At 62.2% G+C, this 11,820-nt stretch carries 13 protein-coding genes; all 13 read right to left on the bottom strand.

Translation table 11 applies throughout. The features are described 5' to 3' along the window. Positions 1 to 7: 7 nt before the first annotated feature. The 13 genes from hslV to ACIN8IBEIGE_RS11775 all read right to left on the bottom strand — a co-directional run bounded on the left by hslV (position 8) and on the right by ACIN8IBEIGE_RS11775 (position 11,801). Positions 8 to 538 (bottom strand): ATP-dependent protease subunit HslV, encoded by a 531-nt coding sequence (gene hslV, locus ACIN8IBEIGE_RS11835; RefSeq protein ID WP_090254921.1) that lies wholly within the window; start codon positions 536 to 538, stop codon positions 8 to 10. Between the two features lie 141 nt (positions 539 to 679). Beyond that, positions 680 to 1,357 (bottom strand): SPOR domain-containing protein, encoded by a 678-nt coding sequence (locus tag ACIN8IBEIGE_RS11830; RefSeq protein WP_160014799.1) that lies wholly within the window; start codon positions 1,355 to 1,357, stop codon positions 680 to 682. Beyond that, complete coding sequence (gene argS / locus ACIN8IBEIGE_RS11825) at positions 1,358 to 3,097, bottom strand: arginine--tRNA ligase (RefSeq protein ID WP_160014798.1); 1,740 nt, start codon at positions 3,095 to 3,097, stop codon at positions 1,358 to 1,360. It abuts the gene before it with no gap. 211 nt (positions 3,098 to 3,308) lie between these two features. Further along, entirely contained in the window at positions 3,309 to 4,997 is a 1,689-nt protein-coding gene (gene betA / locus ACIN8IBEIGE_RS11820) for a choline dehydrogenase (protein WP_160014797.1), read from the bottom strand. A 163-nt stretch (positions 4,998 to 5,160) separates the two neighbouring features. Then, positions 5,161 to 6,633, bottom strand: coding sequence for a betaine-aldehyde dehydrogenase (gene betB, locus ACIN8IBEIGE_RS11815; protein ID WP_160014796.1), 1,473 nt, complete (start codon positions 6,631 to 6,633; stop codon positions 5,161 to 5,163). A 185-nt stretch (positions 6,634 to 6,818) separates the two neighbouring features. Beyond that, positions 6,819 to 7,409 carry a transcriptional regulator BetI gene (gene betI, locus ACIN8IBEIGE_RS11810; RefSeq protein WP_160014795.1) on the bottom strand — a complete coding sequence of 197 codons (591 nt, stop codon included), beginning with the start codon at positions 7,407 to 7,409 and terminating at the stop codon, positions 6,819 to 6,821. 135 nt (positions 7,410 to 7,544) lie between these two features. After that, the gene (locus tag ACIN8IBEIGE_RS11805; protein WP_160014794.1) at positions 7,545 to 8,234 is read right to left on the bottom strand and encodes an L-2-amino-thiazoline-4-carboxylic acid hydrolase; all 690 of its coding nucleotides are present in this window, start codon (positions 8,232 to 8,234) and stop codon (positions 7,545 to 7,547) included. Then, the gene (locus ACIN8IBEIGE_RS11800; protein WP_160014793.1) at positions 8,231 to 8,467 is read right to left on the bottom strand and encodes a helix-hairpin-helix domain-containing protein; all 237 of its coding nucleotides are present in this window, start codon (positions 8,465 to 8,467) and stop codon (positions 8,231 to 8,233) included. The genes ACIN8IBEIGE_RS11805 and ACIN8IBEIGE_RS11800 overlap by 4 nt, the downstream gene beginning before the upstream one ends. A 31-nt stretch (positions 8,468 to 8,498) precedes the next feature. Continuing rightward, positions 8,499 to 9,041 carry a DinB family protein gene (locus ACIN8IBEIGE_RS11795; protein ID WP_160014792.1) on the bottom strand — a complete coding sequence of 181 codons (543 nt, stop codon included), beginning with the start codon at positions 9,039 to 9,041 and terminating at the stop codon, positions 8,499 to 8,501. Positions 9,042 to 9,069: 28 nt separating this feature from the next. Further along, positions 9,070 to 9,378: an NIPSNAP family protein gene (locus ACIN8IBEIGE_RS11790; RefSeq protein WP_090379344.1), complete on the bottom strand. Its 309-nt coding sequence runs from the start codon at positions 9,376 to 9,378 to the stop codon at positions 9,070 to 9,072. A 71-nt stretch (positions 9,379 to 9,449) separates the two neighbouring features. Beyond that, complete coding sequence (locus ACIN8IBEIGE_RS11785) at positions 9,450 to 10,424, bottom strand: endonuclease/exonuclease/phosphatase family protein (RefSeq protein WP_160014791.1); 975 nt, start codon at positions 10,422 to 10,424, stop codon at positions 9,450 to 9,452. 29 nt (positions 10,425 to 10,453) lie between these two features. Then, entirely contained in the window at positions 10,454 to 11,149 is a 696-nt protein-coding gene (locus ACIN8IBEIGE_RS11780) for a triacylglycerol lipase (RefSeq protein ID WP_160014790.1), read from the bottom strand. A gap of 64 nt (positions 11,150 to 11,213) precedes the next feature. Continuing rightward, entirely contained in the window at positions 11,214 to 11,801 is a 588-nt protein-coding gene (locus ACIN8IBEIGE_RS11775; protein ID WP_160014789.1) for a nucleotidyltransferase family protein, read from the bottom strand. Positions 11,802 to 11,820 lie beyond the last annotated feature (19 nt).

Raw genomic sequence — 11,820 nt, 5'->3', positions numbered from 1 at the left:
GACGCGCTTATTCAGCGCAATCCTCCTCCTCAATTGTCAGGGTTTGGTTAGTGAAGACGCAGATGGAGCCGGCAATGTTCAGCGCGGTTTCGGTGATTTCACGGGCGCTCAAGTCAGTTTTCTGCAGCAGGGCCATGGCCGCGGCCTGGGCGAAGCCGCCGCCGGAGCCCATGGCGATCAGGCCGTGTTCGGGTTCAACCACGTCGCCGTTGCCGGTGATGATCAGCGAGGCGTCCTTGTTGGCGACGGCCAGCATGGCTTCCAGGCGGCTCAGGGAGCGGTCGGTGCGCCAGTCTTTGGCCAACTCGACGGCCGCGCGCACCAGATGGCCCTGGTGTTTCTCCAACTGGCCTTCGAAGCGTTCGAACAGGGTAAAGGCGTCGGCGGTGGCACCGGCGAAGCCAGCCAGCACCTGGCCGTGGTACAGGCGGCGAACTTTTTTCGCGTTGCCTTTCATCACGGTATTGCCGAGGGACACCTGGCCGTCGCCGCCCATGACGACTTTGCCGTTGCGGCGTACTGAAACGATGGTGGTCAAGGGGAGAGTCTCCACGCAGCGGGGCGAAAGTGCCCAATGCCGAATGAAGTGGGGGCAGCGGTGGCCTGCTTCAAGCCCTGGGGTGTATCCCGTCCGACAAATAGTCGTCAGAACGGGCCGCAGGGCCTGAAGTCGCGCGGTTTATTGCGCCTGTCGCTGCTGTAACAACAGATTGCTAAAGCCGCTGGCCGCCAGGGATTTCTGTGCCTGGCCGAGCTGCTCACGGGTGGCGAAGGGGCCGACCAGTACGCGGTGCCAGGTTTCTTCGCGCACCGTGCCGGACTCTACCTTGACGTTCTGCCCGAGCAGGATGATCTGTGCACGCAGGCTGTCGGCGTCGTCCTTGCGGCGGAACGAGCCAGCCTGAAGGAAGAACTGTGAGCTGACCGGGCCTTTGGCGACCACTGGAGGTGGTGGCGGCACCTGGCCGTTGAGCGCAGCTTCGGCGCGGGCGGCGTCGATCTTTGCCGCTTCTTCCGGGCTGACCGGTTTCTGCGCGGGCGGAGCGACGGGCTCGATGCTTTGCGGCGGCAGGATCACTTCCGATTCCGGCAGCAAGGTGTAGAAGTCGTACTTGGGCTTGGCCGGCTGGGTCGCCGGCTTGGCGGCAGCAGCTTTGCTGGCCTGCGTGGCGCGGGCCTGTTCGACCTTGCTGCGCTTGATCTCGTCGCGGCCCGGTTCGAGGCTGAACAGAAACACCATAAAGCCGCCGATCACCAGGCCACAGACCAGCCAGAACCAGCCCGGTACCGGTTTTTTCGCTGGCGCCTGGTAACGGCTGGCGCCGCGTTTGGCGGCGGGTTTCTTTTTCGCCGCCACTTACATGCGCTCCAGGGTTTCCAGACCGAGCAGTTCCAGACCTTGCTTGAGTGTACGCGCGGTCAGTGCGGCCAGGCGCAGGCGGCTGTTGCGTACAGCCTCGTCCTCGCTGGAAAGGATCGGGCAGTTCTCGTAGAAGCTGGAGAACAGCCCGGCCAGGTCGTACAGGTAAGCGCAGAGCAGGTGCGGCTCGCCCTTGTCGGCAACGCTGGCGAGCACTTCGTTGAACTGCGCGAGCTTGCCGCCCAGTTCGATTTCGTGGGCGGCCTGCAGGTCGAGGCTGCCTTCGAGCTGCTCGAAACCCTTGCCCAACTTGCGGAACACGCTGGCCACACGAGTGTACGCATACAGCAGGTAAGGCGCGGTGTTGCCCTCGAAGCTCAGCATCAGCTCGAAGTTGAAGCGGTAGTCGCTGGTGCGGTGCTTGGACAGGTCGGCGTATTTCACTGCGCTGATGCCCACGGCGCGGGCGATCTGCCGCAGCTCGGCTTCGTCCAGCTCGGGGTTCTTGCCTTTGACCAGCGCGTAGGCACGCTCTTCGGCCTCATCGAGCAGGTCGACCAGCTTCACGGTGCCACCGTCGCGGGTCTTGAACGGGCGGCCGTCGGCGCCGTTCATGGTGCCGAAACCCATATGTTCCAGCTGCATGCTGGCAGGGACGAAACCGGCCAGGCGCGCGGCAGTGAAGACCATTTGGAAGTGCAGGGCCTGGCGCTGATCGACGAAGTACAGCGCGCGGTCGGCTTTCAGAACGCCTGCGCGGTAGCGGGTGGCGGCGAGGTCGGTGGTGGCGTACAGGTAACCGCCGCCGGCTTTCTGCACGATCAGCGGCAGTGGGTTGCCTTCGGCGTTCTTGAACTCGTCCATAAACACGCACTGCGCGCCGTCGCTTTCGCTGAGCAGGCCCTTGGCCTTGAGGTCGGCGACCACGTTGGCCAGGTCGTCGTTGTAGGCGCTCTCGCCCTTGACGTCGGCCATGGAGAGTTTCACCCCGAGGCGGTCATACAGCGCCTGGCAGTGGCTCAGGGAAATATCGTTGAAACGGTGCCACAGGCGCAGGCATTCGGCGTCGCCGGCTTGCAGTTGTACCACCAGCCCGCGGGCACGCTCGGCGAACTCAGGGGATTCGTCGAAGCGCTTCTTCGCCGCGCGGTAGAAGCCTTCCAGGTCAGCCAGCTCGCTTTCGGCGGCCTCCGGGTTTTCCTGCATATAGGCCAGCAGCATGCCGAACTGGGTGCCCCAGTCGCCCACGTGGTTCTGCCGGATCACGTCGTCACCGAGGAACTCCAGCACACGCGCCACGCCGTCACCGATGATGGTCGAGCGCAGATGGCCGACGTGCATCTCTTTGGCCAGGTTGGGTGCCGACAGGTCGACCACCACGCGCTGCGCCGGGCCGGCCTTGCGCACGCCGAGCTTGGCATCGGCCAGCAGGGCGTCCAGGCGCGCGGCCAGGGCTTGGGTGTTCTGATAGAAATTGAGGAAGCCCGGGCCGGCGATCTCGACCTTGCTGATCGCGGTATCGCTCGGCAGCGCGGCGATCAGCTTCTCGGCCAGGTCTCGCGGCTTCATACCGGCCGGCTTGGCCAGCATCATGGCGATATTGCTGGCGAAGTCGCCGTGGGTCTTGTCCTTGGTGTTCTCCACCTGAATGGCCGGGCTCAGGCCTTCCGGCAGCACGCCGTCGGCGGTGAGGCGGGTCAGGGCTTGCTGGATCAGGTGGCGAATGCTGTCTTTCATGGTCTGCTCGGTCGGCCGTGGGGGCGGCGGCGCACAAAGGCGCTGGTTGAAAACTGCGCATTATCGACGCCCTTCGCCCGCAGCTTCAAGCAGCGCGTGGTTTCTCCGGGCTAAAGGCCAGTGTTCTGGGCGGCCGATCACGCCACCAAGCCTGCATAAGAAAACGCCGCAGAGGCGAAACCGCTGCGGCGTCTGGGTACAGCGCGAAGGCTTAAGCGGAACGCTGCGCCGTGCCGCGCACGGCTGCATTACCGGCGACGAAATACGGCGCGCTGCTGCGCGGCAGCGGGGCGCGGCCACGGATTTTGTCGGCAATCTTCTCGGCCATCATGATGGTTGGCGCATTCAGATTGCCGGTGACGATCAGCGGCATGATCGACGCGTCCACCACGCGCAGACCCTCGATGCCATGCACCCGACCCTGACCGTCGACCACGGCCATGTCGTCTTCGCCCATCTTGCAGGAACACGACGGATGGTAGGCCGTCTCCGCATGTTCGCGGATAAACGCGTCCAGTTCGGCATCGCTTTGCAGTTCGATGCCCGGGCTCAGTTCGCGACCGCGATACGGGTCCAGCGCCGATTGCGCCATGATTTCACGGGTGATGCGGATGCCGTCGCGAAACTCGCGCCAGTCCTGCTCGTGGGCCATGTAATTGAAGAGGATGCTCGGGTGCTGGCGCGGGTCCCGGGATTTGACCTGAATGCGGCCACGGCTCGGTGAGCGCATGGAGCCCATGTGCGCCTGGAAGCCGTGCTCCTTCACCGCGTTGCTGCCGTTGTAATTAATCGCCACCGGCAGGAAGTGATACTGGATATTCGGCCACGCGAAGTCCGCGCTGGAGCGGATAAAACCGCCGGCTTCGAACTGGTTGCTGGCACCGATGCCCTTGCCGAGGAACAGCCAGTTGGCGCCGATCATCGGCTGGTTCCACCATTGCAGCGCCGGGTACAGCGACACCGGCTGCTTGCAGGCGTATTGCAGGTATACCTCGAGGTGATCCTGCAGGTTCTGGCCAACACCGGGCAGGTCATGCACCACGGGGATGTCCAACTCGCGCAGCAGCGCTGCTGGGCCGACGCCGGAGCGTTGCAGGATTTGCGGCGAGGCAATCGCGCCGCCACACAGCAGCACTTCGCGGCGCGCGTTGACGGTGATTGGCGTGTCGTTGTCGCCTTGCAAGTAGGCCACACCAGTGGCGCGCTTACCGCTAAACAGAATGCGATCAGTCAGCGCGTGGGTGACGATGGTCAGGTTTGGCCGTTCACGGGCCTGATCAAGGTAGCCGCGCGCAGTGCTGGCACGCCGGCCCTTGGGCGTGACGGTGCGGTCCATCGGGCCGAAGCCTTCCTGCTGGTAGCCGTTGAGGTCATCGGTGCGCGGGTAGCCGGCCTGCACGCCGGCTTCGACCATGGCGTGGAACAGTGGGTTATTGCCGTTCTTCGGTGTGGTCACGCTCACTGGACCATCGCCGCCGTGGTAGGCATTGGCGCCGATGTCACGGGTTTCCGCTTTGCGGAAATACGGCAGGCAATCCAGATAACTCCAGTCTTCCAGACCTTTTTCCTCGGCCCAGCCGTCGTAATCCATGGCGTTACCACGGATGTAGCACATGCCGTTGATCAGGGACGAACCGCCCAGGCCTTTGCCGCGCCCGCATTCCATGCGGCGGTTATCCATATGTGGCTCAGGGTCGGTCAGGTACGCCCAGTTGTAGCGCCGGCCTTGCAGTGGGAAGGCCAGGGCGGCGGGCATCTGGGTACGGAAATCCAGGCGGTAATCCGGGCCACCAGCTTCGAGCAGCAGCACGCTGACGTCTGCGTCCTCGGTCAGGCGGGTGGCCAGTACGTTACCGGCCGAGCCCGCGCCGATGATGATGTAGTCGAATTCTTGGGGCATAAAAGCTCCTGTAGCCCGGATGCACTCCGGGGAAAACGCGGTGACTGTTCCCGGATTGCATCCGGGCTACGGGGCGACGATTCAATCCGTGGCAAGGGTCAGGCGGCGTTCCGCTTTAGCCGCGAAAGGTGTCGCGGCTAAAGCCCCTCCCACAACACAGTGGTTAGAAAACCGAGGCGTAGTCGCCCATTTCCAGCTGTACCGATTTGATTCGCGTGTAGTGCGCCAGGGTGGTCAAGCCGTTTTCGCGGCCGACGCCGGATTGCTTGTAGCCGCCGACTGGCATTTCCGCCGGCGACTCGCCCCAGGTGTTGATCCAGCAGATGCCGGCTTCCAGCTTATGGATCACCCGGTGCGCGCGGTTCAGGTCGCGGGTTACCACGCCGGCTGCCAGGCCGTATTCGGTGGCGTTGGCGCGGCGGATCACTTCTTCTTCCGTGTCGTAAACCAGGATGCTCATTACCGGGCCAAAGATCTCTTCACGGACGATGGTCATGCCGTCGTTGCAGTCGGTGAACACCGTCGGCGCAACATAGGCGCCCTTGGCGTAGTCGCCTTCGGTTACGCGGTTGCCGCCGATCAGCAGGCGCGCGCCTTCCTTGCGGCCGGTTTCGATATAGCCGAGCACGCTATCCATATGCGCCGCGCTGACCAGCGGGCCGAAGTTGGTGCTGTCATTGAGCGGATCGCCGAGGCGGATGCGTTTGACTCGCTCAACCACCTTGGCCTCGAAGCGCGCCTGCAGCATGCGCGGCACAAACACGCGGGTGCCGTTGGTGCAGACTTGGCCGGAGCTGTAGAAGTTGGCCATTACCGCGATATCGGCGGCGCGGTCGAGGTCGGCGTCTTCGAAGATGATCAGCGGCGACTTGCCGCCCAGCTCCATGGTCACTTCCTTGAGCGACGAGCTGGAGGCGCTGGCCATCACCTTCTTGCCGGTTACGGTGCCGCCGGTGAAGGAAATTTTCTCGATGCCCGGATGCTCGGTCAGCCACTGGCCGACTTCACGGCCGCTGCCGGTCAGCACGTTGAATACGCCATCCGGCAGGCCCGCAGCGGTAAAGATTTCGGCGAGCTTCAGCGCGCTCAAGGACGTCACTTCGCTCGGCTTGAAGATCATCGCGTTGCCAGCAGCCAGGGCCGGGGCCGACTTCCACAGGGCGATCTGAATCGGGTAGTTCCACGCGCCAATGCCTGCGACCACACCCAGCGGTTCACGGCGGGTGTAGACGAAGCTGGTTTCGCGCAGCGGGATCTGCTCGCCTTCGATGGCCGGAATCAAGCCGGCGTAGTACTCCAGCACGTCGGCGCCAGTGACGATATCGACGTAGCGGGTTTCGCTCAAAGGCTTGCCGGTGTCGAGGGTTTCCAGCTCGGCCAGCTCATCGTTGCGCTCACGCAGGATGTCCACGGCCTTGCGCAGGATGCGCGAACGCTGCATGGCGGTCATCGCCGCCCACACCTTTTGGCCCTCGGTGGCGCTGGCTACAGCCAGTTCCACATCAGCCTTGCTGGCGCGCTGCACGCGGGCGAGCACTTCGCCGGTGGCCGGGTTGATGCTGTCGAAGGTCTCGCCGCTGCTGGCCGTTACAGGGCGACCACCAATATAGAGCTGCTGTTCGTCGAAGCGGGGCATGGCGCGTTCCTCGTGTGCGGTGGGCGACGCGAGCCGCCTGGTGCAGGTCGTCGGTGTAGACAATATAGACGCAAGGCTAAATTATCTTAATTGAACGATCAATCAATAAAAGCGACAGGGCGCAGCCAAACACGACACGCAGTGCCTGTCGGCGCTGGTATTCAGGCTGTTTAAAGGAAGGGCGCCTATTGCGCCTTGAGCAGTTGCAGGTCGAGGTATTCGTAGGCGATCTCAATCGCCTGGCGGGTGTCGAAACCTTCGCCGGACAGTGCCCCGCGCAGCCACAAACCATCGATCAATGCCGCCAGACCACGTGCCGCGGTACGCGCCTGCTCCTGCGGCAATATCCGGCTGAATTGCCCGCACAGGTTGGAATACAGGCGGTGATCGTTGACCCGCTGCAAACGCCGCAGCGCCGGCTGGTGCATGCTGGTGGCCCAGAACGCCAGCCAGGTTTTCATCGCCGGACCGTTGACCTGGCTGTCGTCGAAGTTGCCTTCAATCATCGCCCGCAGGTGTTCGCGCGGCTGGTCTGGCGGCAAGCTGGCGCGACGTTCGCGCACGGCATCGCTGAGCGCCTGCATCAGGTGGCGCATGGTGGCGTCGAGTAAGCCGTTCTTGTCGCGGAAATAGTGGCTGATGATGCCGTTGGAGACCCCGGCGATCCGCGCGATATAGGCGATGCTGGCATCACCCATGCCGACCTGATCAACCGCTTCGAGAGTGGCCGCGATCAATTGCGAGCGGCGGATCGGTTGCATTCCGACCTTGGGCATCTGCTTCTCCATCGATGGGGGCGTCCCCGGAATGCGCGCAGTCTAGGCCGGTTATTGTTGAACGATCAATCAAACATGACGTTCCAGAGATGACCTGTCGGTCAGGGGCATGCCGCTGCGCGAGTGCCGACGGCGCTAGTTTTCAGGCTGACCGGCGGTGGTTTTATCGACGCATGCGCCTTCGCGGGCAATCAACTGAACGGGTGGCATGCTAAAGCGGAAATCGCAGTACGCCGCACCACCGGCGAGGGTTTGCCTGCGCTGCAGCGTCACGCCCCAATCGCTGGCCATGCGGTAATCCAGGCTGCACACGGCAAAGTGAGTCAGCTCCGGCGCACCCTGGTCGCGCAGGTAGCTGGCCAGCGGACACACCTGCACATCAAAGGCCACGCCAGCGGTGGCAGGCAGATTGCTGCGGCGGAAAGGGCGGGTAAACACCAGGCTGAACAACGCATCGAGCAGCCACTTGACGCGCGTCTGCAAGCGGTTGCTGCGTAAGCGCGATGCCTTGAACGCCAGGGCGCTGGCCGGGGCGAATATCTGCCAGTTGATCTGCTCAATCCACTCGCCAGCCTGCTGCTGACCTATGCCTTGCCCCTGCAGGGCGCGGTACAGCGCGCAATCCCACTGCATATAGGCCAGCAGCAGATTTACCCCGGGCGAATGGCGCACACGCGTGCGTTGCAATTCGCTGTGCACGTTCAGGGTTCTGGCCCATACCGCTGCCGTCGTGGCCGCTGGCAAACAAGCACCCAGCTGCACCTGCGCCGCCCGGCGAAAGGCGATGCGCGGGAGATAAACCAGCAGCAGGGCCAGCGGCTTCATTGGCTGTCTTTGGCCCAGGCGATGGCCGCATTCAGCGCCGCCTTGGCCTGTGGGCTGTTCTTCCAGCAGGTGCTGCCGAGCATGGCCGCGACCATCTCGGCGATATCCTCGGCCCGGTACGTGGCCAGCTGCGCCAGGGAGTCGATGCCAAGCTCCTCGAAGCGTTTGATCACGGTAGGGCCAACGCCCTTGATGGCGAGCAGGCTGAGGCGTTCTGTTTGGTTAAAAGCCATGGTGTGACGTCCTGTCCGCTGGTTGCGGGTGTCAGCGCGGCTCAACGTCGGCGATTAGCGACAGTAAATCGGTCACGCCGATATCCTGCCCGGCCTGGTGCAGCAAGGTGCTAGCCTGGCCGCGATGGTGAGTCTGATGATTGAAGAAGTGCAGCATCAGGCTGGCGTACGGGCGCTGCGCCGGCACGCCCTTCATATTGCCGTAGGCCAGCACATATTCCAGGTCCGCCTCGGTCAACGTCGCCGCCCAATCGCTGATATGCCCATCCAGTCGGCCGCGCAAAGCATACAGCGGCGCGAAGGTGTCGAATAACAGCTGATCCAGCGCCACTGGCCGTTGCAGATCGCTGATCGATTCACGCAGCTCAGCGCAGGCCGGGTGCTCGGCAAAGCGCTTGAGCCAGATGATATCGGCCACCGCAATATGGTTGAGCGTGGCGAGGATCGACGGGAAAAATGCTCCGCGATCCTCACTCAGCGCCTGCGGCGACAGCTGGCCGGCGGCCGCGTAGAGCTTGTCATTCATCCACGCGTTATAGCGGGCCATTAACTGCAAGTGGGCTAGCTGGGACATGGCGCGTAACTCGGCAATTAAGGTTCAGTCAGGCATCGAATACCGGGCGGAAGAAGGTGCGCTCGTAGCTGAGCACGCACTGGGTCTCTTCCGCATATTTAAAGGCAGCCAGGCACTCGGCGTCGGCAAAGGATTTCAGCCGGTACTGCTCATACTCCGCCAGGCTGGGGAAGCTGAACATCGCCAGGCCAATATTGTTGGCACCTTCGGAGGGCAGAAAGTAACCGTGATGCGTACCGCCAAACTTCGCCACCAGGGCGATCCACAGCTTGCCGTAATGCTCGAATTCCTTGAGTTTGCGTGGGTCGAGTACGTAGCGGATATGGCAGGTGATCATGTGGGTCCCTCAATGATTGGAGTGGCTTGCTGTTCGGCTGAAGTTTGTCAGGCAAGGTAAACCTCTCGCCTTTATTTCTCTAGCGCGGGCACCAGGCGAACCAGCACCGGCAAATGATCCGAGCCCAACTGTGGGCCTACCTGGCGCGCCACCACCGCCCAATGCTGCGTGACCAGTACATGGTCGATAGGCAACCCGAGCACGCCCTGCAAGGCGGCCGGCCAGGTCGCGGCCAAACCGCTGGCGCGGCGCAAACCCAATTGCGCCAGCCCGCTAAAGGCCGACGACCAAGGCGTGGCATTCAGGTCGCCGGCTAAAACCGTCGGTCTGGCGCTTGCGGCTGCTCGCTTGGCCAGGGCCGCCAACTTGGCATTACGCACGCTGTGATACTGCGGCGAAAGCGGTGGCATCGGGTGCAGAGCGATAATCCCGATCGGCTGGCCGTGCCACTGCAACTGCGCCTCGATATGGGCAATCCCCTGCGCATCCTCGATCACCTCTATCTGCAGCAGCGGATGGCGTGACAGCACGGCAATGCCAAAGGGGCTGTCCTGGGCAACGATGTGTTGAAAGGGATAATCGCGCAGCGCTCGCAAGCCTTGCGCATAGGCCGGGGAAACCTCCAGCAGCACCACCACATCCGGCTTTTCCTGCGCCAACCATGCGGCCAATGCCTCGGTGTTGCGGCTATCTAGATGAACGTTGGCACTGGCCACGGCAAACGCCAGGGCTTGCTGATCGCCAGCCGGCGCCGGCGCGGATGCTGTCAGCCAGGGCAGCGGCAGCGCCAGCAACAAAACGGCCCAGCGCATATCGCGCCAACAAGCCAACCCGGTAAACACCACGAGCCCCAACAAGAACAGCCACTGCCAATGGCTGGCCAGATCGATCAGCCAGGCCAGCGTGCCCGCTACGCCAGCGAGCAGGTGTGAGAGCAGCGGCAACAGCAGGCCGAGTAGGCAGAGCAGCGCGAGCGTATAAGCGCGTCTGGCACCGATAGCGCTGTGGGCTGGCTTGGATCTATCGGGTTGGCTGGTTGTGGCCATATTCGATTATTCGCGCTGCCTGCAACGGTTTAAGGCTCATGGCTGAAATGGCCATGCTGCAGAAATAGCTTGATCTGACTGGCCACAACATCGGCATTGGTCATAAACGTATGGCTGTGCGGAACAGCAATAAAGTCCTTCATCTCGGCGAGCTTGGCGCTCTCAACCGAAACCTTGCCATCGTTTGGCTTGGGCAAGTCGCCAGCAAACCACGGGTCCAGACTTTCCGTGCCGGCAATGATGCCGATCTCCAGAGGGATCGATTTAAGCTGGTTAGGCGTGCTGTCGGCTTCAATGCCGAGCTGCTGTCCGGCTGGCCCGGTGGCCATTTTGTACCACCACTGGTCTTTCTTATTGGTTGCCACCTCGCTGCCGTGGTTGGGCGGGCCGAGCATAACCACACGTTTGGCTTCGGCAACGAGGTTGTCCTGAAAATATTGCCTTACCAAGATGCCGCCCAAAGAGTGGGTAACAAAGTGGATACTCTGCGCCCCCGTCTTTTTACACTTGGCAATGCCATCCCCAACCACTGACGCCAGCTGTTGAATGTCTTGTTTCGTAGATGGGTAGCTGTTGTTGATGACGGAGTAATGCTCTTTGGCTAACAAGTCTTCGATTGCATTCATCGAGTAGCTGGTGCGGCCCATGCCATGCAATAGCACCACGCACTCATTGGCCAGTGATATCGGTGCGACAAACAACAAGAGATAAAGCGTGAGGCGCATGTGGGTTAACCCTGCAAAAAAGTGCGCTAGATAAGAGGCTATTGGTCTTGCTACGAAGCTCTGGTCAGCACCAGGCTGGCCCCATTAGCTTGGTGTGTGGCGACTCATCTGAGTTGATGCTGAGCCAAGGCCAGCGCTGCTGATAGGACGCGGCTTTCTCGGCAAAAAGGCTTCTGTGCGGCGTCAGCGGGTTAGGCGTCAAGGTTCCCTTATACAAAAGCTCAAGGCCGTTTGGTGCGTAGACCTCATCGGGGTTAATGCCAACGCATGTTCCCGGTATCAGAAAGCGGTCGACGCCTTCCCTGGCGCTGCTCAGCGCTGTGTAGGAATGGCCAAAATGCGCTTCATACCACAGGTGAACCCGTGCCTGGTTGGCGACTTCCACGGTTATGCCGAGGTCTGCCAGTACGGTTTCTACATGGCACTGCACGGCGTTCTCAGCCGCTTCGCTCAGGTCGGCAGGGTCGAAATAAAAGAAGTCGTAATCCTTGATCTTGCTCTCCGGCGGTTGCCCAGAAAGCACATTCCACACCGTCTGAAACAGGCAGCCGGCGACTAGCCAGCCATCCGTGAGATTCAACGCATCCCAGCGATCGATGATCTGTGCGTTATGGCGGTTATGCAGTACGTCGGCGCGAAACTTTGCTTGCATGGTGATCTACACAAAAGGC

The sequence above is a fragment of the Pseudomonas sp. 8BK genome (genome assembly GCF_902506475.1).
GTDB lineage: Bacteria > Pseudomonadota > Gammaproteobacteria > Pseudomonadales > Pseudomonadaceae > Aquipseudomonas > Aquipseudomonas anguilliseptica.
The sequence above is the reverse complement of the archived record's forward strand: the minus strand, read 5'-3'. Positions and strand labels throughout refer to the sequence as shown.